This is a genomic window from Streptomyces sp. 11-1-2, assembly GCF_003595545.1.
Lineage (GTDB): Bacteria > Actinomycetota > Actinomycetes > Streptomycetales > Streptomycetaceae > Streptomyces > Streptomyces hygroscopicus_B.
Genome location: NZ_CP022545.1, coordinates 663707 through 687693, shown reverse-complemented (window position 1 = coordinate 687693; position 23987 = coordinate 663707). Strand labels below are relative to the sequence as shown.

At 71.5% G+C, this 23987-nt stretch carries 18 protein-coding genes; 11 read left to right on the top strand and 7 right to left on the bottom strand.

From position 1 onward, the window contains the following. Positions 1 to 954 precede the first annotated feature (954 nt). From CGL27_RS03245 to CGL27_RS03220, 6 genes are all read left to right on the top strand, one after another. Positions 955 to 2439 carry an acyltransferase domain-containing protein gene (locus CGL27_RS03245; protein ID WP_162952858.1) on the top strand — a complete coding sequence of 495 codons (1485 nt, stop codon included), beginning with the start codon at positions 955 to 957 and terminating at the stop codon, positions 2437 to 2439. Then, on the top strand, positions 2436 to 8633 hold the full coding sequence (locus tag CGL27_RS03240) for an SDR family oxidoreductase (RefSeq protein ID WP_119984356.1): 6198 nt from the start codon (positions 2436 to 2438) through the stop codon (positions 8631 to 8633). Before CGL27_RS03245 ends, CGL27_RS03240 begins: the two co-directional genes overlap by 4 nt. Before the next feature lie 10 nt (positions 8634 to 8643). Further along, complete coding sequence (locus CGL27_RS03235; RefSeq protein WP_150112909.1) at positions 8644 to 9684, top strand: 3-oxoacyl-[acyl-carrier-protein] synthase III C-terminal domain-containing protein; 1041 nt, start codon at positions 8644 to 8646, stop codon at positions 9682 to 9684. An 8-nt stretch (positions 9685 to 9692) separates the two neighbouring features. Continuing rightward, a complete protein-coding gene (locus tag CGL27_RS03230) occupies positions 9693 to 11150 on the top strand; it encodes a cytochrome P450 (protein ID WP_119984354.1) in 1458 nt (485 codons plus the stop codon). 4 nt (positions 11151 to 11154) lie between these two features. Continuing rightward, on the top strand, positions 11155 to 12264 hold the full coding sequence (locus tag CGL27_RS03225) for a Rieske 2Fe-2S domain-containing protein (protein ID WP_119984353.1): 1110 nt from the start codon (positions 11155 to 11157) through the stop codon (positions 12262 to 12264). A gap of 113 nt (positions 12265 to 12377) precedes the next feature. Then, complete coding sequence (locus tag CGL27_RS03220; RefSeq protein ID WP_119984351.1) at positions 12378 to 12686, top strand: acyl carrier protein; 309 nt, start codon at positions 12378 to 12380, stop codon at positions 12684 to 12686. 49 nt (positions 12687 to 12735) lie between these two features. Here the strand turns inward: CGL27_RS03220 and CGL27_RS03215 are convergent, their stop codons facing one another. Genes CGL27_RS03215 through CGL27_RS03205 form a run of 3 tightly spaced genes read right to left on the bottom strand, consistent with a single transcriptional unit; the run spans position 12736 to position 16523 of the window. Then, a complete protein-coding gene (locus CGL27_RS03215) occupies positions 12736 to 14964 on the bottom strand; it encodes a xanthine dehydrogenase family protein molybdopterin-binding subunit (protein WP_119984349.1) in 2229 nt (742 codons plus the stop codon). A gap of 9 nt (positions 14965 to 14973) precedes the next feature. Beyond that, a complete protein-coding gene (locus CGL27_RS03210; protein WP_119984347.1) occupies positions 14974 to 15957 on the bottom strand; it encodes a xanthine dehydrogenase family protein subunit M in 984 nt (327 codons plus the stop codon). Then, on the bottom strand, positions 15954 to 16523 hold the full coding sequence (locus CGL27_RS03205) for a 2Fe-2S iron-sulfur cluster-binding protein (RefSeq protein WP_119984345.1): 570 nt from the start codon (positions 16521 to 16523) through the stop codon (positions 15954 to 15956). The genes CGL27_RS03210 and CGL27_RS03205 overlap by 4 nt, the downstream gene beginning before the upstream one ends. Before the next feature lie 210 nt (positions 16524 to 16733). On the opposite strand from CGL27_RS03205, the gene CGL27_RS03200 reads away from it, so the two are divergent. The 3 genes from CGL27_RS03200 (at position 16734) to CGL27_RS03190 (ending at position 18648) form a co-directional block, all read left to right on the top strand. Beyond that, complete coding sequence (locus tag CGL27_RS03200) at positions 16734 to 17045, top strand: hypothetical protein (protein ID WP_240450334.1); 312 nt, start codon at positions 16734 to 16736, stop codon at positions 17043 to 17045. 153 nt (positions 17046 to 17198) lie between these two features. Then, complete coding sequence (locus CGL27_RS03195; protein ID WP_078638358.1) at positions 17199 to 17429, top strand: DUF6480 family protein; 231 nt, start codon at positions 17199 to 17201, stop codon at positions 17427 to 17429. A gap of 205 nt (positions 17430 to 17634) precedes the next feature. Next, positions 17635 to 18648, top strand: a complete 1014-nt coding sequence (locus CGL27_RS03190; protein ID WP_119984341.1) for an iron-containing redox enzyme family protein — start codon at positions 17635 to 17637, stop codon at positions 18646 to 18648. Here the strand turns inward: CGL27_RS03190 and CGL27_RS03185 are convergent. Then, on the bottom strand, positions 18628 to 20181 hold the full coding sequence (locus CGL27_RS03185; protein ID WP_119984339.1) for an MFS transporter: 1554 nt from the start codon (positions 20179 to 20181) through the stop codon (positions 18628 to 18630). The genes CGL27_RS03190 and CGL27_RS03185 overlap by 21 nt on opposite strands. A gap of 96 nt (positions 20182 to 20277) precedes the next feature. Between CGL27_RS03185 and CGL27_RS03180 the strand changes: the two genes are divergently transcribed. Both CGL27_RS03180 and CGL27_RS03175 read left to right on the top strand, forming a co-directional pair. After that, positions 20278 to 21024 (top strand): TetR/AcrR family transcriptional regulator, encoded by a 747-nt coding sequence (locus CGL27_RS03180; RefSeq protein ID WP_205587608.1) that lies wholly within the window; start codon positions 20278 to 20280, stop codon positions 21022 to 21024. A gap of 81 nt (positions 21025 to 21105) precedes the next feature. Next, entirely contained in the window at positions 21106 to 21318 is a 213-nt protein-coding gene (locus tag CGL27_RS03175) for a hypothetical protein (RefSeq protein ID WP_205587607.1), read from the top strand. Positions 21319 to 21382: 64 nt separating this feature from the next. Here CGL27_RS03175 and CGL27_RS03170 read toward each other — a convergent pair whose 3' ends face one another. The 3 genes from CGL27_RS03170 to CGL27_RS03160 form a co-directional block, all read right to left on the bottom strand. Beyond that, the gene (locus tag CGL27_RS03170; RefSeq protein ID WP_240450333.1) at positions 21383 to 21907 is read right to left on the bottom strand and encodes a hypothetical protein; all 525 of its coding nucleotides are present in this window, start codon (positions 21905 to 21907) and stop codon (positions 21383 to 21385) included. Positions 21908 to 22085: 178 nt separating this feature from the next. Then, on the bottom strand, positions 22086 to 22952 hold the full coding sequence (locus CGL27_RS03165) for a sugar phosphate isomerase/epimerase (RefSeq protein WP_119984335.1): 867 nt from the start codon (positions 22950 to 22952) through the stop codon (positions 22086 to 22088). Continuing rightward, on the bottom strand, positions 22949 to 23968 hold the full coding sequence (locus CGL27_RS03160) for a Gfo/Idh/MocA family oxidoreductase (RefSeq protein WP_119984333.1): 1020 nt from the start codon (positions 23966 to 23968) through the stop codon (positions 22949 to 22951). Before CGL27_RS03160 ends, CGL27_RS03165 begins: the two co-directional genes overlap by 4 nt. Between the last annotated feature and the right edge of the window lie 19 nt (positions 23969 to 23987).

Here is a 23987-nt window from a genome sequence, read left to right as displayed (position 1 = left end):
TCGTCCGGATCAGCTGGACGCGACGAGAACGGCGTCACCTCACGGAATTACCGCTGCTGAGAGACGAGGGCAAGAGCCGGGCGGCAGCAGATGTCGGCGCGGCCCGCGGGCGGGACCGCCGTGCGTGCCCGCCCGCGGCCGAGGAGGGTGCGGAAACGACGGGGTGTGGTCGCTCCGTCCCGTGGTCGGCGTGCTCACCTGCCGGAATGCCGTGGCGAATCGCCGGTCTCGACGACCGTTCCCCCGGCCTGCCGGACATCGGCTTGTCTCCGCCGCCGGAATCCGGTCATCGCGGCGGCACGGTCATGGTCCGCGGGCAGCCGTCGAAAAGGCGCCGTTCCGTTGGTCGTCCGGCGGTGTCGCCGGTAAACATGACCCCGCCTCATGTGTCGGCTGATTGGCCGATTATTGAGTTGGTGAACGTGACGGACGGACCGGACGGGGCGGGCCACGGTACGCGACCGACGCCGACCGTGCGACCGGTTCCGGTCACGTCGGATCGTCGAGCCAGGCCATCTGTGCGGTTGAATCGTGCATAAATATCCGAATATGAATCGTGATAAAACGGCCACAAGGTGACCACTGTTGCGGCGGGACGGCCGGGATTAGCATGCGACCTCGCGTGGCGGCAAGGGCGCCTACGTGTGATTGGCCAAATTGAAATGCATGATCGATTTAGGCTGAAACTAGTTGCCTGAACATCATTGCCGCTCCGGAAGAGGCCCAGATACCGTAAATGCGGGCCCCGTACGACGCGAAAATGCGCAGGGAAACATATTTCTGCCCGGGGTCCATTTCGCTGGACCCACCACTCCGGTATAGCGCAGTAAGTGAACGTATTGCCGCGGGTTTTATTGCGCCGTCATGGCGTTTTGGAGCCCGGTCGGCGGATGAGGCCTCGCCGGAGGCCGGGACCGAAATGAGGGTGATGCACAGGTGGATGCTGTCTTCGTCATGCCCGGAACTGTGGCCGCTCCGCGCGGGGGCGTCCTTCGCGACCTCCACGACCGTTACGAGACCGTCCGTGACGCGCTGTCCCGCATCGACAAGGCAGCCGGGGGCCTGGGGCTGCCCGACATCAGCACCAGGCTGATCGAGGACAACGGCACGAGCGACCGGCGCGGTCCCGAGGTCCAGTATCTGGAGATATTCGCCGTCAGTCTCGCGACGCACCACATGCTGGTCGCCGAAGGCGTCGAGCCCATCGCGATCGTCGGACAGAGCATCGGGGAGCTGTGGGCCCTGGCCGCCGCGGGCCACCTGCCGGTGGAGGACGCCGCGCGCCTGGCCGTCGCCCGGTCCCAGGCGCTGACCCGGCAGAGCTGGCGGGGGAAGATGCTCGCGGTCGGCGTGGACGGTCGGCGGGCGGAGTCGCTCGCCGGGCTGATCGACCACCCCCACCTGGTACTGGCCTGCGAGAACGCCCCTCGACAAAGCGTCATCAGCGGGCCCGAGGAACTGATCCGGCATGTGGAGCGGGTCGCCGACGCGCTCGGCTGGCCGAGCCTTCCCCTGGACGTCCCGCACCCGACGCACACTCCGGCGATGGCGCAGGCCGCGCGGGATCTCCGGGCGACCGCGCCGAGGGCCGCGTACGGCTCCGGACGCTGGCGGGTGCGCTCCCCCTGGCTGGGGCGGGACGTCGGCGACGACGACCCGGTCGACCTCGTCGCCGGTGCGCTCACCGCCCGGGTCCGGATGCTGCACACGGTCCGCGAGCTGCACGCGGCGGGTGCCGACGTCTTCGTCGAGTGCGGGGAGTGGCCCGTCGTCACCAAGTTCGTCGAGGCATCGATCCCGGGTGTGCGGTGTGTCGTACCGCTCAGCGAGAGCGATCCGGTCGGAGCCGTCCGGGCGTTGGCCGAGGACTCCACGGCGATCGGCCCGTTCTACTCGCGCCCGCCGGTACGGCCGGGCGACAGGCTCCTGCCCTCCGCGCGGGTGAGCGCGCCCGAACCGGCCGGTCCGCCTGCGGCGGTCGCCGTCGCCGAGGCGCCGGCCCGGGTCTCCGTGGCCGTGCCCGCCGCCCCGGTGCACTACGCGGAGCCCGCCGCTCCGCCCGCCCCGGCCGCTCCGGTCGTCTCCTACGCTCCGCCCGCTCCGGTCGCCGCCGATGCTCCGGCAGCTCCTGTCGCGTCGGCCGCTCCGGTGGACGCGGTCGCCCCGCCGTCTGCCGGGCTGGACTACGAAACGGTGCTGGCCGAGCTGCGCACGCTCTACGGTGACTTCCTGGGCTACCCGCCGGACCTGCTCGGCGAGGACGACGGTCTGGAGTCCGAGCTGGGCGTGGAGTCGCTCAAGCAGGTCACCCTGCTCGGCCGGGTCTCCGAGCGGTACGACCTGCCCGATCTGAAGTCGAACACCTCGCTGCTGACCGCCGGTACGCTGCGTCGGATCGCGGAGGGCGTCGTACAGGGCCGGGCGGAGGCCGCCGGGTGACGGACGACAGCCTGCGGGGCAAGATCGCCCTCGTAACGGGCGCCGCGAAGAGCCTTGGTGCGGACATCGTGCGCCGTCTGGCGCGGGGCGGTGCCCATGTGATCGTGAACTACTTCCACTCGGTCGACCAGGCGAAGCTGCTCCAGGAGGAACTGGAACAGGCCGGCCACAGCTGTGAGTTCATCCGCGCCTCCGTGGCCAAGACCAGCGAGATCGACCGGATGTTCGACCTGGTCCAGGAGCGCCACGGTGGCCTGGACATCCTGATCAACAACGCCGCGGGCGGGGCGTTCCTGCCCCTGTTCGACATCGACGACACCTACTGGCAGCGGGCGTGGTCCACCAATGTGATGGCGGCCTACCACTGTTCGCGCCGGGCGGCCGAGCTGATGACGGGACGCGAGGGCGCGAGCATCCTCTGCCTGTCCAGCGTCGGGGCGCACCAGCCGGTTCCGGGCTACGGTCCCGGTGGTGTCACCAAGGCGGCCCTTGAGTCGCTGGTCCGCTATCTCGCGCTGGAACTGGTCGGCCAGGGCATCCGGGTCAACACCGTGCTGCTGGGCTCCGTTGCCAGCGAGATCGTCGTGAACCTCGACGGCCCGGCGACGGTCGGCGGCGCGGATGCGGTCGACGAACTGATGAACCGCACCCTCTCGACGCCGGAGGCGGCCCGGTTGATCGTGCACCTCCTCCACGAGGACGCCGGTTTCATCACCGGGCAGACCCTCGTCGCCGACGGGGGTATCAGCATCGGCGGGATGCAGGGCCTGCGACTGCACAGCAGGCTGGCCGACCAGGTGAGCAAGCCCGCCCGCCGCCCGGTCCTGTCGGCGTCGGTGCCGACAGCGTCCGCGCCATCCGCGACCGTACCGGCCCCCGCGCCGTCTGCGTCCGCACCCGCACCCGCCCCCGCGCCGTCTGCGTCCGCGCTGTCCGCGACCGCACCCGCCCCCGCGCCATCAGCCTCCGCTCCAACCGCGGCTGCACCAGCCCCCGCACCGCCCCCAACGCCCCGGCCAGTGGTGACCCCTGTGTCGGACGAGGCGCCGGACCGGTCGGCGGAGGCGGATCCCGGTGCCGTCGCGGTCGTCGGACTCGGCCTGGCGCTGCCCGGGGCCAACAACACAGCGGAGTTCTGGGACCGGCTGCGGGAGGGCGTCCTGCTTTCCAGCGAGCCGTCCGCCTTCGACCTGAAGCACTTCTGGGCTCCCACCCGCGAGGAGACCGACGCCTTCTACGTCCGCGAGGCCGGATACCTCCACGACTTCGTGCCGGACCCCGCCTCGGTCGCCGAACCGGACGGGAACATAGGACACCCCGGCTGGCCGCGGACCACCCGCTGGCTGCGGCACTGCGCCGTCCAGGCGCTGACGGGGGTGCACCGGCGTCCGACCGACCGCTGGCTCACCGCGACCACCGGCATCCACGACCAGACCGGGCTCGGCCCCCAGGGCATCGTCCTCGGCGACGAGTACCGGCGCATGGTGCGCGAGGCGATCCCCGCCGACCGGGACGGCGACTGGCTGGCGGAGCTTGCCGACCACGCGATCAGCGCGCGGTACGGCGGTGACGGCGGCGATCCGCAGTCCTACCTGCCCGCGTCCGTCGTCCGCAACGCGTTGCGCGGGCTGATCCCCGGTGACACACAGCACGTGACCCTCGACGCGGCCTGCGCCAGCGGGCTGTTCGCCCTGGACGCGGCGGTCAAGGCGCTGCGCGAGGGTTCCTGCGACGTGGCGCTGGCCGGTGGCACCTCGGTGATCGAGCCGATCGGGTTCACGCTGTTCTGCCGGGCCCAGGGCATCTCGATGAGCGGCCGGGTACGGCCCTTCGACCGGGCGGCCGACGGGACCCTGATCGGCGAGGGCGCCGTCGCGCTCGTCCTGAAGCCGTACGCGCGGGCCGTCGCGGACGGCGACCGGGTGCTCGGCGTCATCCGGGGCACCGGGCTCGCCGCCGACGGACGGGGCAAGGGCATCCACGCCCCGGCGACGCGTGGGCAGGAGCTGGCGATCGCCCGTGCCTGGGCGGACGCGGGCGTCGAGGCCGACGACGTGGACTGGGTCGTGGCGCACGGCACCGGAACGCCGGTCGGCGACGAGATCGAACTCCGTTCGTTGCTGTCCCGGCTCGGACCGGGCGAGCGGACGTGTCTGCTGACGTCGAACAAGCAGGTCTTCGGGCACACCGGGGTACTGGCGGGCCTGGTCTCGGTCGCACACGCGCTGGTCGCCCTCGAACGCGGAGCGGTACCCGGCCAGCCCGTGGTCACCGATCCGCATCCGTTGCTGGGCGACGGCGAGCGGCTGACCGTGCCGGTCAAGGACGCCCCCTGGCCGGCCGACGGGGCGCGACCACGTGTCGTCGGGGTGTCGTCGTTCGGCCTCGGCGGGGCGGACGCGCACGTGGTCCTGTCCGACCACGTGCCACGGTCCGTCCCCGCGCGGAGGCGGGGCGTCGACATACGCGACGACAGGGAGGACCTGGTCGTCGTGGGCTGGAACACCCACCTTCCCGGCATGGAGCCCGATCAGGTGCCCGCCTGGCTCCGCGGCGACGGGCCGCTCCCGGAGCCCGATTTCGGCACGCCGTACCCCCTGCCCTCCCCACGTGACGTGCGCATCCCGCCGCTGACGATGCGGCACATGGACGCCGCCCACCTGATGGTGCTCCAGGCGCTCGGCCCGCTGCTGGAACAGCTCGGCGAGCCGGGCACGAGCCTGCGGCCCACCACGGCGATCGTGATTGGCTCGACCCTGCCGACCACGCACAACACCCAGGCGGCGCTGCGGGTGCACGCCGCCGAGTGTGCCACCGCGTTCGACCTGCTGCCCGACCCGGCGCAGGCCCAGGCGCTCAAGGAGTACCTCGCGAAGGGCATGGCAGAGGCCAAGGGAGTGATCCCCGGCGATCTGAACGAGGACGACTTCACCGGCGCGGTCTCCTGCATCCTGTCGGGCCGGGCCGCCAACTACTACGACTTCCAGGGCCTGGGGACCAGCGTCTACTCCCAGCGGGACTCCGCGCACACAGCCGTCGACCTGGCCCTGCGTCAACTCCGGCACCGGGCCTGCGACCTCGCCCTCGTCGGCGCCGTGTGCCTGCGGCCGATCAGTGGCTGGGACCGGCACCTCGCCCACTTGGTGCCGGAGGGCCGGTCCATCGCGGAAGGTGCCGCGGTCCTGGCGGTCACCCGGCGCTCGACCGCGCTGGAGCACGGATTTCCCGTCCTGGGCACGCTCTCCGCCGAGGTCGCCGCCGATGACCCGGGGCACCCGGTCACGCCCTCGCACGCCCTTCCCGTGCTGGCCGGCACCGGACACACCTATCTCTCCCTGGACGCCCTGCTCACGGTTCTCAAGGCCGTCGTCACGGAGACGGACACCGTGGTCCGGCCCGCCGCCACCGGTTCGCCGCTGATCCGGTTCACCCCGCCCGCGGGCCCGCGGGACGACGATCCCGGAGCGGACCGGTGGGAGACGGGGAAGCGGGACGCGCTGACCGGCCCGGAACAGGCCCAACGGGAGCAAGCCGACCCGGAACGCGCCGGATCCGAGCACTCCGGATCCGAGCACACCGGATCCGCGAACGCAGCGCCCGCGCACGCCGACCCAGCACCCCTCCAGCCGGAGCACGCCGGGTCGGAACCGGCCGGTGCGGAACACACCGAGGAGTTCACCGGCCGCCGTCAGACCTTCCGGCTCGTGCCGACCGCCCCGCCGCAGGCCGCGCCCGCCACGCCGTCGATCCCGCCGGGCACCGTCGTCATCACCGACGCCCCGGACCTCGCCGCCGCGGTCACCGGCCCGGACACCGCCGTCTGGTCACCGCGGCCGGGCGTCGCGGGCACCGCCCATGTCCCGCCCGAGGACGCGCCCGGCGCGCTGACCGGCTTGCCGTTCGTCCCGCGCCACATCCGGGTGCTGTCCCGGCTGCCCATCGACGACGACGGGTGCGAGGAGGCCGAGGCCGCCCGGATGGAGGACCTCCAGGACCTCGCCTTCACCACGCTCCAGGCGGCGCTGCCCGCGCTGCGCTCCGGCGGCTCGCTCGCCGCACTGCTGCTCGGAGCGGTGCCGGACGATCTGCCGCCCCCGCTGAGCGGGCTGTTCACCGGTCTCGTCCGCTCCGTGCGGGCCGAGGTGCCGCAGTGCGGCGGACTGACCCTGATCAGCGACGCGATGGACGCGGCGACCGCCCTGGACCAGCTCGCGCGGGCGGGCACCGCACAGGTGCCGACCCATACGCTGGCCTGCCGCGGGGACGACTGGTTCGCCCTGGCCGTGGCCGATGACCCCGTCTCCCCGTCCGACGGCGTCCGGCTGCCCTCCGGCGCGGTCGTGGTCGCCTTCGGCGGCGCCCGGGGGATCACTCCCGAACTGCTGCACGAGGTGGCCCACGGCACCGACCGGCCCTATGTGTACGTCATCGGCCGCACCCCGCTGCCGGACACCGACGACTCGCTGCCACCGCAGGCCGAGTTCATCGCCGCCGAGCGACGACGGCGTCCCGACGCCTCCCTGCGCGAGCTGCGCGTCGCCTACGAGAAGGCCGAGGCGCGCCTGGAGGTGCGCCGTACGGTGCGACGGCTGGCGGAGCTGTGCGGCCCGGACCGGGTCCACCACCGTGTATGCGACGTCCTCGACGCCGAACGCACCACCGCCGTCCTCGGCGAGATCCTCGACCGGCACGGACGGATCGACCTGCTCATCAACACCGTCCTCGACCTGCGCTCGCGTGCGCTGCACGCCAAAACCCTCACGGACTTCCGGGCCGTGCGGGCCACCAAGGCGACCGGCTACCGCAACCTGAAGCGGGCCCTGGCCGGACGCGCGCCCCGGATCTGGTGCAACTTCAGCACCCTGGCGACGCTCGCCCCCGCGCCCGGCGACATCGACTACTGCGCCGTCAACGAGTACCTCGCGTACGCGAGCGCCAGGGCACAGCGCCACGGGCCGGCGGGCCGTTACGAGATCGCGGTCCTGTGGAGCGGCTGGCGCGAAGTCGGCGTCGCCAGCAGCGTCACCATGCGGGAGACCCTCAAACGCAACAAGATGGACGCCTACATCAGCACCGCGCAGGGACGCGCGCAGTTCCTGTCCGCGGTGACCCGGCCGCCGGCGGGCGGAGTGGCGTTCTTCATCCGGGAGGAGGAACGCGTCCTGCTGGCCCGGCGGGGCATCAGCACCCACGGCTCCCGCGCCGAGCCGCGCATCGAGGCCCCGGACGCGCCGGCTCCGGCCCCGCCGGACCCGGAGCTGACCACACCGCTGCTCGACGGCGTGCTGTACCGGGGCGAGGACTGGGCCGTGTTCACCAAGACCTGGGATCCGGGCACCCTCGCCGAGCGGGACGGCCGGTGGATGCGTCATCACCAGGTCAACGGTGAGTACACACTCGCGGGCACGTTCACCCTGGAGGCGGCTGCCGCGGCGGCGGCCACCCTCTGTCCCGGACTGCGGGTCACCGGGTTCCGCGGTCTCGTCTGCCGGTCGTCGATCACGGTCCGGCTCGCCGGGCCGATGCGCACCGTCGCGGTGGAGGCCCGGGTCGTCAGCCGTGCGGGCGACCGCGCCGAGGTGGCCGTCCGGATCACGGCACACCGGATCGGCAAGAACGGCAAGGTACTGCGCTTCAACGACCTGCTGTGCGAGACGCGGGTGCTGCTCGCGGACCGCTTCCCGGCGCTCGCCGGACCGCCCGACTTCTCGGGCCACGAACCCGAACCCGACTTCGCGATGCCGGTGTACTCCCCGGATCCGCCGATCTCGCTCACCGGACCGTTCGCCGGCACCGGTGACTACGCCCGCGGGCCGGACGGCAACAGCGCCAGGTTCCGTCTGGACCACGCCGCCTGGGCTCCGGTCCTGGCCGGGATGACCGTACCGGCGATCCTGCTGGACGCGATGGTGCACCTGTTGCTGCTGCCGCCGCGCGGTGACCTTCCACCGCTGGTCGGGCCGATGGCCGGCCTCGACGAGGTCGACCTGGGCGGGCCGGGCGACGACTGCCGGCTCAGCGCGCTGCATCCGGTCATCCGGCTGCACTGCGACTTCGCCACCGGGGAGCTGACCGCGCTGACCGGTGACGGGCAGGTGCTGGCCCGGATATCCGGGGTCAGCGCACACGCCCTGGACCACAGCGGAGAACTCGTCCGGCCCCGCGGCGACGCGCCACGACCGGTCCGTTCCTGACAGCCGATTCGTGACAGCCGAGGAGACAGCAGTGTTGTGGCAGGACATCACGATCGCCGGGACCGGTGCGTGGATACCGCCGATCCGGCAGAAACACGAGCCGTGGGACAAGCCGGTGGACAACGGGCCGCCCTCCCTGGTCGCGCTCAACGGATTCACCTCGGCCGCCGTCTCCACGGACAGCACGCCGTCGCAGATGGCCGCCCGCGCCGGTCTGAAGGCACTGCGCCACGCGGACGTCACGGGCGCCGACCTGAGCCTGCTGGTGCACGCCAACTTCCAGGACGAGGACCACTACGCGCCCTCCGCCTATCTGCTGCGGGTGCTCGGCGGGCCGGACACCAACGCGATCGAACTGGGCGCCGCCAGCGACGGCGGGGGAGCCGCGCTGGTCACCGCGGCCGAACACCTCACGGCCAAACCGGCCGCGAAGGCCGCGCTGGTGACCGCCGGTGTCCGGTTCCGGCCCGAGCGGTGGGGCCATGTCTCGGAGATGGGGCATCTGGCCGGTGACTCCGGCGCCGCCGCGGTCCTCACCCGGGGGACGGGCTTCGCGCGGCTGTTGGCGACCGACCAGGCCGCGCAGCCGCAGCTGGAGGTCCTGACCCGGGCCCGGACGGCGGCCGACGGCAGCGGCCGGCCACTCCTCGTCGAGGAGACCGGATTCATGCCGTACATCGACGCGCTGCGGCAGTCCACGCGCCGCTGTGTCGAGACCGTCCTCGAGGAGACCGGCGTCCGGCCGGAGGGCATCGCGCGTGTGGTGCCCATCGCGATCGGAGCGGAGGTGCTCGACCTGCTGCTCGGCGGTGCGCCGCTGGGCCTGCGGGCCGCCGACACGAGCTGGACCTTCGGCCGGCACCTCGGCCACTGCGGACCGTGTGACGTCCTGCTCGCGCTCGACCGGGAGTTCCGCTCCGGCACGCTGCGGGCCGGAGAACGGGTCCTCGTGGTGAGTTTCGGGCTCGGCTTCCGCTGGACCACCGCGCTGCTGGAGATCACCCGCGATCCCGTCACCGCGGTGCCGGACGGCCACTCAACGAAGAAGTGAGGTTCCCCATGACAGACACGAGTACGGCCTCCGCCGGGTCGGTGCCGCTGGCCCCGCGGGCGTGGCCGCTGCTGGGCCACGCGCTGCCGCTGCTCCGCGATCCGCTGGCGTTCATCATGTCGCTGTCCGGATACCGCGAGATGGTCCGTGTCCGGCTCGGCCCGAGTTCCGCCGTGATGATCTGCGATCCCGACCTGACCCGGCAGGTGTTCCTGAACGACCGGACCTTCGACAAGGGCGGCCCGATCTACGACCGGATCCGCGAGGTGATCGGCGACGGCCTGTCCACCTGCGCCTATCCCCTGCACCGGCGGCAGCGCCGGCTGTGCCAGCCCTCGTTCCACCCGACCCGCCTCGCCGGGTACGGCGCGGTGTTCGCGCGGGCGGCTGCGGCCAAGGCGGGTTCCTGGCGGGACGGCGACGTCCTCGACGTCACCCAGGAGATGATGACGCTCACGACGCGGGCCACCATGGAGACGATGTTCAGCGGCGCGCTGCCGGCGGAGACCATGCGGCGGTGCCTGGCCGACACCGCGGTGATCGTGAGCGCGTTCTTCCGCCGGATGATGACGCCTGCCCTGCTGCGGCGGCTGCCGACCCGGCAGAAGCGGCGCTATGACGACGCCCGCACCCGGCTGGCCGCCACCATCGCGGAGATCATCGCCGAGCGGCGGGCCGATCCGACCGACCACGCCGATCTGCTCTCCACGCTGGTCGCCGCGGTCGACGAGGAGAGCGAGGACGGCCGGCGGCAGCTCAACGACGCCGAACTCGCCGACGAGGCCCTCACGTTCTTCCTCGGCGGCATGGAGACCACGGCCATCACCCTGGCCTGGGCGCTGCACCTGCTCGCGACGAACCCGGACGTCCAGCACCGTCTGAAGGCCGAGACCGACCGGGTCCTGGCGGGCGGGAAGCTCGACCCGGCGCATCTGCCCTCGCTCGGCCTGGCCTCCCGGGTGGTGACCGAGACGCTGCGGCTGTATCCGCCGGCCTGGATGATGACCCGTGTCGTCCGCGAGGACGCCGAACTGGGCGGCGTGCGTTTCAAGGGCGGCAGCACCATCGTGCTCAGCCCCTACCTGCTGCACCGCCGAGCCGACCTCTACGCCGAGCCCGACCGGTTCGACCCGGACCGCTGGCTCGATGCGCAGCCCGACCGGGCCACCTACATCCCGTTCGGCGCCGGTGCCCGCAAGTGCATCGGGGACCAGTTCGCCCTCACCGAGGCCATCCTGGCGCTGACCGCCATCGTCGACCGCTGGGAGCTGTCCCCGGTCGGCGACCAGCCGTTCCAGCCCAAGGTGGAGACCAGCCTGAGCTCACGGGGACTGCGCCTGCGGCTCACCGAGCGGCGGTCCGCCGACCCCGGCGACGCGGAGCACGCCGCCGCACCGCTGTCCGCCTCCGTCCAGCCGTCCACCCAGCCGGGCGCCGCCGCCTGCCCGGTGAAGCACGGGAAGTGATCCCATGAGGCCTCACCTCAAGCCCCTGGTGAAGCAGTTGCTCGGCTCCCGGGAGATCAGCCTGCACGCCGCGGAGCCGGCCGACACCCTGCACGCTCCCTCACGGCCCTACCCGAACGGGTGGTTCTGCCTGGCCTTCAGCGACGAACTGCGGGCCGGGTCCCTCACCACCCGACGGCTCGCGGGCGCCGAGGTCGTCCTCTACCGGACGGCCAAGGGCGTGCTGCGGGCGGTCCGGCCCCAGTGCCCGCACCTCGGAGCCCATCTCGGCGTCGGCGGATCGGTCGAGGGCGAGGACATCGTCTGCCCCTTCCACCGGTTCGCGTTCGATCCGTCCGGTGCCTGTGTGCGCACAGGCTACGACCAGCCGCCGCCGAAGGCGTCGCTCACGCAGTACCCGGTGTGCGAGGCCAACGGCTCGGTCTACGTGTGGTGGCACGCCCTCGGCATGCCCCCGCAGTGGGACGTCCCGCTCTTCCCGATGGACGACCGGCAGCCGTTCAGCCACGGCACGTTCGACATCGCCGGTCATCCGCAGGACGTCATCGAGAACGCCTTCGACTGGGGGCATCTGCCGGCCCTGCACGGTCTGGAGGAGGTCGACATCGAGGGCCTGCCGGTGACGGGGAAACCGGTCAGCACGGTCACCGCGACCGCCCGCAACACGATGATGCGGGGGTTCCACCAGTCCTACACGCTCACGGTGATCGGCCTGGCCACCATCGCGGCGCGGACGATCCTGCCCGCGGGCGCGGGAAGCCTCTATGTAATGCTCCACGCGGCCCCGACCGCCCCGGGGCGGATGCAGGTCCGCTTCGGCACGAAGCTGGAGCTGAACGGACTCCCGGGGGTGCCGGACTGGCTGGGGCGCCCGGCGGTGATGCCCCTGGCCCGGCTGCTCAGCGAAATCCTGCAACGGGTGGGCAGCGTCGACACCGGCGCGGACCTGCTGATGTGGCACCACCAGGAGCACGTCGCGCGCCCCCGGCTCGCCAAGGGCGACGGTCCGATCGGCCGGTACCGGCAGTGGGCGCAGCAGTTCTACACGGAACCCTCCGGCGACCTGGTCCCACCGCGGCCCGAGCGCTCCGAGGTGAGCCGCTCGGAGGAGTGAGCGCAGGCGACAGGGCGCGGGATGGCGGTGTCGCCGGTCGACCTCGACCGGCGCCGGCTGGGCGACGAGGTCCCGGGGCGGATCGAAGGCGCTTCTACGAGTACGAGGGAGAAATGGGCATGGCCATGTCATCGGACCGTGCGGTTCCGGAGCCCCTGGGCGACCCCGGCGACATCGAGACGGAACTACTGCGGTTTCTCGAACTGCGTACCGGGAAAACCTGGCTGGCCGACATGGATGTCTTCGGCTCCGGCGGGCTGTCCTCGCTCTTCGCCATGGAGCTGGTGGTGCACCTGGAGCGGACGTACGGCATCGCCGTACGCGGCGCGGATCTCCAGATGGACAACTTCAGGACCGCGCGGAGCATGGCCGCACTGGTCGGCCGCCTCCAGCGACCGGCCGTGGGCGGCTCCGGTGCGTGACGCCGTCGCCGAGCCGCCGCGCCTGCATCGGCCCGGCCGTCGCTCGCGTTCAGGCGTCCATGGGTGGTAGCCCGGGCAACAGCTTCTCCAGCGTGATGGGGAAGTCGCGGACACGCACACCGGTGGCGTTGAACACCGCGTTCGCCACCGCCGCACCGGATCCGCAGATGCCCACCTCACCGATGCCCTTCGCGCCGAGGATGTTGGCCTTGTCGTCGTATCCGTCCAGGACGACGGCGTCGACGTCGGGGATGTCGGCGTTGACGGGCACCAGGTACTGCGCGAGGTCCCGGTTGACGAAGGCGCCGGAGCGTGTGTCGACGACGGCCTCTTCTACGAGGGCGGAGCCGGCGCCCCAGATCATGCCGCCGATCAGTTGCGAGCGGGCCGTCTTCGGGTTGAGCAGGCGGCCCACGGAGAACACGCCGAGCATCCGCCGCAGACGGATCTCGGCGGTGTCCGCGTCGACGCCCACTTCGGCGAAATGGGCTCCGTAGGTGTGGATCGAGTAGTTGGTGTAGTTGGGCTCATCGCCCATGAAGCGGGTTACGCCCGCTGCCTCCACACCGCCGGGGTGGTTGCGTGCGACCAGCTCGCTCAGCGGCTCCGACGCGCCACCGATGCGGACGTCGCCGTCGGAGAACACGGCGTCCGCCGGGTCCAGGCCCCGCAGCGCGGAGCGCGCGTCGCTGTGCGCCTCGGCCAGCAGCTTCTCGCGCAGCGCCGCACACGCCCGGTGCACCGCCGTGCTGGAGTTGGCGGCGCCCCACGAGCCACCGGACCCCCAGCTGGTGGGGAAGTCGGAACGCCCGAGCTCAATGCGCACCCGGTCGGGCGGCAGGCCGAGCCCGCCGGCCGCGACCTGAGTGAGGATGGTGTACGTGCCGGTGCCGATGTCGGTCATGTCCGTCTGGACGACGGCGGTGCCATCCGCCTCCAACCGCACCCGCGCCGCGGCCGACCCTTGGAGATGCACCCGGATGGCCACGGCCATCCCGTAGCCGACCAGCCACCGTCCCTCGCGCCTGCTCGAAGGAGTGGCGGGGCGGTGCTCCCAGCCGAAGCGGCGCGCGCCTTCACGCAGGCATTCGACCAGATGCCGGTCGCTGTACGGCACGCCTCGCTCGGGGTCGAGGGTGGGCTCGTTGCGGATCCGCAGCTCGACCGGGTCCATCCCGAGCGTATCGGCCAGCTCGTCCATCGCCGACTCGACCGCCAGCAGGCCCGGCTCCTCGCCCGGCGCGCGGACGTCCGTCCCACGCGGCAGGTCGAGCGGAGTGAGCCGGTGACTGGTGAGCCGGTGCGGCGCGGCGTAGAGGCTGCGGCTGGTGGCGGCGGTCTGCTCGGCGTACTCCACGTCCGGGTTGGTGTGCATGGTGACGTCATGGGCGATCGCGGCCAGCCGTCCATCGCGCTCCGCGCCCAGCCGGACCCGCTGGCTCGATGTGGGGCGCATGCCGATGAGCTGGAAGATCTGCTGCCGGGTCATCGCGACCTTGACCGGGTGGCCAAGCTCGCGAGCGGCGAGCGCCGCCAGGATCGTCTCGGCGTGGATGCCCAGCTTGGATCCGAATCCGCCGCCCACGAAGGGGGTGAAGACGTGCACCCGTGCCGGGTCGATCCGCAGCGTGTTGGCGATCGATGCCTGTGCCGCGTCGACGATCTGGGAGCTGACGTAGACGATCAGGTCCTCGTCACGCGGTGCCACCAGGCACGCGTTCGGTTCGATGGGCATGGAGAACCCATACGGCGTCGTGTAGCGCTGGTCGACCTTGACCGCCGCGCCGGCGAATCCGGCATCGAAATCGCCCACTGACGTGTCCGTGGGCAGTCCGGCATTGACCGCTTTCGGGACGTACGCCTCACCTTCGTGCTCGGCGAAGGCGAACCGCCCCCGCCCGCCCGCGTACTCCACCTCGATGAGCTCGGTCGCCGCCCGCGCCTGCTCGAAGGTCTCGGCGACGACCAGCGCCACCGGCTCGCCGTAGTAGTGGATGTCCGGGCCGGTCAGCACCGGCTGGGCGCGCCAGTATTCGAACGGAATGGACTCATCGCGGATGCCCTGCTCGGGGGCGTTGAGATGCGTCATCACCATGCGCACTCCAGGTGCGCCTTCGGCGTCCTCGGTGTCGATCCCGATGATGCGGCCCTTGCCGATCGTCGCGCCGACGATGAACCCGTAGAGCGGTTGGCCGGCCTCCCAGTGCTCGTAGGCGTAGGCGGCCAGGCCGGCGACCTTCAGCGGGCCGTCGACACGCTGCATGGCTTGCCCGATCATCTCGCCTCCTCAGCTCGCCTGGGCCGCTTGCGCCAGCGTCCGGCAGAGCGTGCGCTTGGCCAACTCGATCTTGAAGTCGTTGTCACCCCGCCCGACCGCGTCGCGCATCGCCGCCTCGGCAGCGTCGCGATAGGTGGCCATCGTGGCCGGACGGCCCGTCAGCGCGTCCTCCGCCTCGACGGACCGCCACGGCTTGTGCGCCACTCCGCCGAACGCCACGCGTGCCCCACTGATCGTTCCCTGATCGGCCGAGACGATGGCCGCCACCGAGACCAGCGCGAACTCATACGACGCCCGGTCGCGCACCTTGCGGTAGATCTGCCGGCCCGGCGGGGGCGAGGGCAGCGCCACGGCCGTGATCATCTCGTCGGGGGCCAGTACGGTCTCGATGTGCGGGGTATCGCCCGGCAGCCGGTAGAAGTCCGTGATGGCGACGCGGCGTACCGAGCCGTCGGCCCGGAGCAGCTCGATCTCCGCGTCGAGCGCGGCCATCGCGACGGCCATGTCCGAGGGATGGGTGGCGATGCAGAAGTCGCCGGCGCCGAGGATCGCGTGTATCCGGTTGAACCCGCCGATCGCCGCGCAGCCGGATCCGGGGTCCCGCTTGTTGCAGCCCGCCGCCGTGTCGTAGAAGTAGGGACAGCGCGTGCGCTGCAACAGATTTCCCCCGGTGGACGCCTTGTTGCGCAACTGGCCCGAGGCACCCGATACCAGCGCCTCCGACAGCACCGGATAGCGCGTGCGCACTCGGGCATCGGCGGCCACATCGGAATTCCGCGTCTGGGCGCCGATGCGCAGTCCGCCGTCCGGCAGCTCTTCGATGTCCCGGAGCGGAAGCCGGCTGATGTCGACGAGATGGCTCGGATCCTCGATGCCGAGCTTCATCAGGTCGAGCAGATTGGTGCCGCCGCTGATGAACTTCGCGCCGGATCGCGCCACCGCGGTGACGGCGGCCCGTGTGTCCGTCGCCCGCTCATAGGTGAAGGACCTCATCGCGGGCCTCCCTCCGCGCTGTCGCGGATGGCCGCGACGATGTTCGGATAGGCCGCGCACCGGCAGATGTTGCCGCTCATCCGCTCGCGGATCTCGTCATCGGTCAAGGTGATCCGCGGCGCGGACACGTCGGCGGTGGCGTGGCTTGGCCAACCCGCCGCCACTTCGGCGAGCATGCCGACAGCCGAACAGATCTGGCCGGGAGTGCAGTACCCGCATTGGAAGCCGTCACGTTCGACGAAGGCCCGTTGTATGGGGCCCAGGTGGTCGGGATCGCCCAGGCCTTCGATCGTCACGATCTCGTCGTCCTCATGCATGACTGCGAGCGTCAGACAGGAGTTGACGCGCCGGCCGTTGATCAGCACCGTGCACGCACCGCACTGCCCGTGATCACACCCCTTCTTGGTCCCGCTCATGCGCAGCTGCTCGCGCAGCGCGTCGAGCAGCGAGGTCCGCGGATCCACCTCGAGACGCCGCACCTGATCGTTGACGTTCAACGTGATCGCCGAGAGTGGGGCCGGCTCGCCCCGGCTCCGCCTCATGGCGTCCGTATCCGAAGCGCTCATCACGGCCCGCCTTCCTCACTGGGTGCGGAGGTTACCCCGGATGTGCGGCGCCACTGCCGGGCGCGACCCCGCGGCCCGTCGCCACTACCCGGGCACGCTCCCCTGTCTCCAGCGTCTCGCAAGAACGCGACCGTCGCACCGCGAGGGTTGTGTCACCGGCGGCTCGGCTGCCGCCGGTTCCGCATCCCGATGGAAGTAACAGTGTGTCGTGTGCTTGTGGCCTATCGTGGTCGTGCGGGTGGCCGTCGAGCCGGGACCGCTCCCTCCGCCGGGCTGCACGCCCAGGACGTCACCGTCGAGTTCGCCCCGGAGGCCGTCGACTGGATCGCCCGGCGGGGCCACGAACCCGCCTACGGTGCCCGGCCGCTGCGCCGCACCATTCAGCGCGAGGTCGACAACCGTCTGTCGCGGCCGCTGCTGGACGCCGACACCTCCTCCGGCGACCGGGCCCGGGTGGAGGTCGCGGACGGACACCTGGTGTTCCACACCACCGGCACGGCCTCGAACGCGAAGCAACCGTGACGCTCACGGTGGGCCGCGAACGCCACGCCGTGCCCGGCGCGCTTTCCGCCGTATCGTGGGAAGAGTCCACCGGGGACAGCGCCTCGTACGGGTCGTGCGGGGTGGCGGGCCCCGGGTGGGCGGCGCCCGAAGGCGGAAAGGAGCGCATCGGAGATGGATCAGCGGAACCCAGTCCCGGACCCCGAGCGCACTCCCGGACTACGGCCCAGCGTGGGCGTGCCCCCGGGGGAGACCCCACCGGCCGAAGACGGCCTCTCGGAAACGGGCCCCCAGGAGACGTACAACCCCACGAAAGGCTGGTCGACCGGCCCCACGATCATCATTTGGGCCTTTGTGGTGCTGTTCGCGGCCTTCTGTATCGCGTTCGCGATCGCCGTCCTGTAGGTGACCGAGGTGAGCTGAGGTGACCGCTCGCGGCACCCCTGGCCGGGGTGGCGTCGTACGGACCACCGGAGGGCCTTGCGCCGGTGTCGCCCCTCGTTCCTTGCCACCGACTCACGGCCCCGCACGTCATGTTCACCTTCCGGAGTGGCTGGGGCGGGGCCCGCCACAACAGGGACGGCCCGCCGTGACAGAGGTGGAAGGAACAGTGAGCGAAACGCGTCCGGCGAAAGCGGCCCGGCTGACGCCCCTGCCCACGGCACGGGGAGAGGTGTCCGGTGCGCTCGTCGACGTCCTCGTACGTGAGCCCGGCGGGGCGACACCGCCCGTCGGCCGGTCGCTCCGGGAGGCCGACCCCTACGGCGAGGATCTGCAGCTCGCGCTGTACATGTGCTACGAACTCCACTACCAGAGCTTCTCAGGTGTGGACGACGGGTGGGAGTGGGACCCGGATCTGCTCCGTGTGCGGCAGGCGCTGGAACGCCGCTTTCTGGATGCGCTGCGCTCCGATGCCACCACCCACGACGACCCGGACGCCGCCCTGGCCGGGCTGCTGGTGGAGCCGGCCGACGGGGCGGGCGTGTCGCACTATCTCCGGGACGAGGGTGAGTTGTGGCAGCTGCGTGAGTACATCGCGCATCGGTCGCTGTACCAGCTCAAGGAGGCCGACCCGCATGTGTGGGTCATTCCGCGGCTGCGGGGCCGGGCCAAGGCTGCGATGGCGGCGGTGGAGTACGACGAGTTCGGGGCCGGACGCGGGGAGCGGGTGCATGCGGAGCTGTTCGCCGATCTGATGACCGACCTGGCTCTGGATCCGACGTACAACCACTATCTGGACGCCACATCGGCGCGGATGTTGACGGTGGTCAACATGATGTCGCTGCTGGGGCTGCACAGGGCGCTGCGCGGTGCTCTGGTGGGACACTTCGCGACGGTCGAGATCACCTCCTCGCCCGCGTCCGACCGGCTGGCCCAGGCGCTGCGACGGCTGGGTGCGGGCGAGGCGGCGGTGTTCTTCTACACCGAGCATGTGGAGGCGGACGCGGTCCACGAGCAGGTCGTACGCCATGGGGTGATCGACGAGCTTCTGAAGCGCGAACCGGGACTGGCCGCGGACGTGGCGTTCGGCGTCGATGCCAGCGTGTTGCTGGAAGACCGCCTCGCCGAGGAGCTTCTGGGCGCCTGGCGGGAGGGCCGGTCCTCACTCCGCGTGCCGCTGTGATCCCGGCTGTCCCGCTTCCTCGGACTCCGGCTCCGGCTCCGGCTCGGGCGCCGTCGCCCGGGTGGCACGGCCCGGCAGCGCGAACAGCGCCACGGCCGCGCCGACCAGCGCGGCCGCCACCCCGACGCTCATCGTGACGGACTGGGCGTCGGTGAAGGCCGAACGGGCCGCCTCGGCCAGCGCCTCGCCATCCGCGCGGTCCCGGGCGTGCGACAGGGTGGCCCCGAGCGAGGACATCGCGTCCTCGGGCAGGCTGTCCGGCAGCTTGCCCCGGTAGACGGTGGCGAGCAGGCTGCCCAGTCCGGCCACGCCCAGGGCGATGCCGAGTTGCTGATGGGTGTCATTGAGCGCGGAGCCCATGCCGGCCCGCTCGGGCGGCACCGCTCCCAGCACCGTGCTGGTGGCCGAGGGTCCCGCGATACCGGATCCGATACCGGCCAGCGCCAGCCCGATGGACACCGGTGCATAGCCGCCGTCCTCGGAGAGCGAGGCCAGCACCACGAACCCGGCCGCGGTGACGGTGAATCCGGCGACGATGCACGCCCGCGGCCCGAACCTGGCCGGGGCCCGGCCGCCCACGGTCGAGCCCGCCACGACCCCCGCCGCGAGCGGCACCGCGGCCAGACCGGTCTCGAACGCGCTGTAGCCCAGCACCAGTTGCAGATACTGGCTCAGCACGAAGAGGGTGCTGCCGGTGGCGATCGTCATCACCGCCACCGCGAAGCCGGCCCCGGAGAACCGCCGGTCGCGGTAGAGCCGCAGATCGACCATCGGCGTCGCGGAGCGGTGCTGCCGTACGCCGAAGCCGACCAGCGCCATCAGCGCCACCGCCGCCCCGGCCGGCACCGCGGGCGCGGTGTACCCGTACGCCGGTGCCTCGATCAGGGCCCACACCAGGCCGGTCATGCCCGCGGTGACCAGAACGGTGCCGAACAGATCCAGCCCGCGGCCATCGGGCGCCCGCGTCTCGGGCACCAGCCGTACGACCCCGAACAGGGCCACCGTCACCACGGGGATGTTGATCAGGAAGACCCCCGCCCAGCTCCACATGTCGACCAGGGCGCCACCGAGCAGCGGCCCCGCCGCCATGCCGACGGAGGCGACCGCGCTCCACACCGCGAAGGCCCGCGGGCGCTCCTGCTCGGGGAAGACCACGACGAGGACCGCGAGCGTCGCGGGCATCACCAGCGCGGCGCCCACCCCCATGAGCGCCCGCATCGCGATCAGCCACCACACCGACGGCGCCGCCGCGGCCAGCGCCGACGCCGCCCCGAAGACCAGCAGCCCCAGGACGAGCACGCGCCGCCTGCCGTAGCGGTCGGAGAGCACCCCCGCGGTGATGAGGAGCCCGGCGAAGACCACGACATAGCCGTCGATCACCGCCTGGAGCTGGTCCGTCGAGGCGTCGAAGGCATCGCCGATGGCGGGCACCGCGACATGCAGCACCGTGTTGTCGATGACGATCACGAGCAGGGCGGCACATAAGGCCACCAGGATCGCCCACCGGCGCGGATGGCCCTCTTCGTCCCTCATGGTCCTCCCTCGTTCCGCTTCTCCAACGCTGTTGGAATCTATCCAACACTGTAGGAGTGATGGAACGGTGACGGCAACGGAGTAGGCTGCGGGCTCGTGAGCGCGAAGCCGAACGGGACCAAGGGAACGAACGGGAACAGCGGAAAGAAGGCGCTGGACAACGCGCCGGGAGCGGTATGGTTCCGCGCCGAGAAGACGTCCCGCCCACGTCCTCAGCTGTCACATGAGCGGATCATCGCCACCGCCGTCGAACTGCTGGACCGCGACGGCGCACCCAAGCTGAGCATGCGCCGGCTCGCGGAGCGGCTCGGCGCCCACGCGACCAGCCTCTACTGGCATGTGGCCACCAAGGACGACGTCCTCGACCTGGCTCTCGACGCGGTCTTCGCCGAACTCGACCTCCCCGAGGAGCACGGCGCCTCCTGGCAGGAGGACATCGAGGCGTTCATGACCGGCCTGCGCTCCGCCCTCCTGCGCCACCCGTGGGCCGCGGCCCTGGCCAACTCCCGCCCCCTCATGGGGCCCAACGCCCTGCGCTCCTCGGAGTTCGCCTACACCGCGCTCACCACGGGCGGCTTCGAAGGCGTTCACCTGTCGTCCGCCGCGGCCACCATCACCCACTATGTGATCGGTTCCGCCTCCTCCGAAGCGGTGTGGCAGCAGCGCTCCGACGAGGCGGCGACCCGCTCGGCCGTGGACGCCCACATCCGAACCCACATCGACGAATACCCCACCCTCGCCGGTCACTTCCCCCTCCTCGAGGAGGACGACTGGGACTCGCACTTCCACCGTGGCATGCGCCTGTTGCTGGCCGGTCTCACGTCCCCCGACGCTCACGCGTAAGCGGCTCGGCGCCGCAAAACATCGCCCACGCCGACGAGCCGACGCATCACCCACGCAGACGAGCCAACGAAAGGAGCGGTCATGACCGCCCCGGCCCCGACGCTGATCGAGGCGGCCCGGCGCCTCGCCGACGAGGTGCTGGCGCCCGGCGCCGAGTCCGCCGACCGCGAGGGCGTCCCCCTGGCCACGATCGCCGAGGTCAAGAGGTCCGGGGTGCTCGGGGTGACCGGCCCGGCCGCAGCGCCCACCTGCGGGCGCTGCGTGACTGATCCGCCGCCGCGGCCCCAGACGTGATCGGTGTGCCCCTGAGGCGGCCCGCTTGGGCGGCCCGGCCGCGTACGGTCCGCGTCCGCGCCGCCTACTCCAGGCCGGACGCCCCGAGGATCCCCCGGGTGGCCGTGTCGTCGAGGTGTCGGCCCAGCAGCCGCAGGATCTCCGTGCCGTGCCGCAACGTACCGCGTTCGAGTGAGCGCCGGGCACCGGTGTCCAGCTCATGCCACAGCAGGGGATCCGCGACCAGGACGCGCAGGTCGAGCGTCACCCGGTGGCCGTAGACGTCCCACAGGAGCAGGCGGGTGGCGATCCGGCCGTCCTGCCACACCCCGGCCAGGGCGTCGGTGCGCACCCGGCGGACGCGTACGAGCCCCCGTACCGTGAGCCAGCCGCCGCCCGCCGTCACCCGCGGTGGCCGCAGCACGGTGAACACCACCACCGCGAGCAGCGCCCACAGATCGGCCCGCCCCACGGTGAGCCCGCCCGAGGCCCAGTCGAGCACCGTCGTCACCCCACCGAACGCCAGCGCCAGACACACCGCCCACCGCGCGTCCGCACGCGGACGGCCGCCGCGGGACGTCCGGGCGGGCCCGCCCATCAGCCGTTCCATACGGGCACGCTAAGCGGGGCACAGAGCGGGTGGAACACACCCTGACGCGCCCTGACGCTCCTCTTACGCCGCTGTGATGACCTTTAACGAGACTTTGGCGCTCCGCCGGTGTCTCCGCCGGTGTCTCCGCCAGTGCGAAGGTGGCCGGACCCGACGCCGCCGGTCCGGCCACCCCGTTTCACGCGGTGAACTCCTTGCGGATGCGGTTCAGCATGAAGGCGGAAGACTCCCGGGCCCGTTCCTCCCAGGCGAAGACACAGGCGGTGGCCACGCCGTCGAAGTTCAGCTCGCGGAGGGTGCCGAAGAAGGTGTCCCAGTCGACTTCGCCCTGGCCGATGTCCAGGTGCTGGTGGATGCGGGCGGGGGTGCCGGGCGGGTTGAGGATGTAACGCAGCCCGGAGGAGCCCTTGTGGTTGAAGGAGTCCGCGATGTGCACATGCTGGAGCTTGTCGCCCGCGTAGCGCATCATCGCCGCGATGTCCGCCGTCGGCTCGGCACCGGAGAGGTGGAACGTGTGCGGAGCGCAGTAGAGGTAGTTCACCCAGGGCTTGTTGATGGCGCGGACCAGGTCGACGGCGGGAGTGTTCTCCTCGCAGAAGTCGTCCGGGTGGGCCTCGAGGTTGAGGGCGATGCCCTCGCGTTCGAAGAGCGGCAACAGTTCCTCCAACGAGCGCCAGAAGGCGGCCTCGCTCTCGGCGGCGCGCTCGGGGCGGCCGTTGAACTCCGAGTTCATCAGCGGGCATTCGAGGTCGGCGGTGATCTCGATCATCCGCTTCCAGTAGCGGACGGCGGCCTGCCGCTCGGTCTCGTCGGGCGAGGACCACTTGTACAGCGGCAGCACGGAGGAGAGCTGGACACCATGCGTGCGCAGGGCCCGCTTCAGCGCCGCGACGCGCTCGTCGTCCGCCCGGGGGTGGAGGAAGAACGGCATGAAGTCGTCGCGCGGGGACAACTCGATGTAGCTGTAGCCGAGTTCGGCGACCGTGCGCACCATCTCGTCGAGCGGCAGCGCGCGGAGCATGTAGGGGTCGAGTGCGATCTTCACGAGGTGGCTCCGTAGAAGACGGGTCGGGGCTTCATATCGACGGTGACGACCTGGCCGCCCGACTCCAGGGACTGGACGGCGGCGTCGGTGATGACGGTGGCGGCGTAGCCGTCCCAGGAGGACGGGCCGGTGGGCTCGGCGCCCGCCGCGACGGAGGCGACCCACTCGCCGAACTCGGTGTCGAAGGCATCGCCGAACCGGCCCTTCCAGTCCTGCAACACGGCGGTGCCGTGCCGCCCGGCGGTGCGGATGCCGACGGCCGCCGGGTCCGGCAGCCTGACCAGGCCGTCCTCGCCCACGGTCTCGCACTGGATGTCATAGCCGTACTGGCAGTTGACGAAGACCTCCAGGTCGATGCGGACACCGTTCGCGGTCTCGAAGAGCATGATCTGCGGATCCTTGAGGTGGCCGAACCGTTTGCCGGTGGCGCGCGGGGTGATCACCTGGACCGAGCTGATCTCGTCGTCGAGCAGCCAGCGCAGTACGTCGATCTCGTGTACGGCCGTGTCCTGGGCCGCCATCGCGGAGACATAGGTGTCCGGCACGGTCGGGTTGCGGTGCGCGCAGTGCACGATGAGCGGCGCGCCGATGGCGCCCGAGGTGAGCACGTCCTTCATCTGGCGGTAGCCGGCGTCGAAGCGGCGCATGAAACCGACCTGGACGAGGCGGCGGCCGTGGGCGCGTTCGGCCTCCACGATGCGCAGACAGTCCTCGGCGGTGGTGGCGAGCGGCTTCTCGCAGAACACCGGCTTGCCCACCGCGATGGCGTTCAGTACATGCTCCGCGTGGGTGGGGCCCCAGGAGGTGACGAGGACGGCGTCCACGTCGGGGGAGTGAATCAGGTCGCTGCCGGTGGGCAGTGCGGTGGCGCCGACGCGGGTGGCGACCTCCGTGGCGCGGGCCCGGTCGATGTCGGTCACGGCGGTGACCGCGGCACCGGTGATGACCTCGGTGAGTCGCCGGATGTGGTCCTGGCCGATCATTCCGGCGCCGATGACACCTATATGTACGGTCATGGTTGATTCCTTCAGGAGC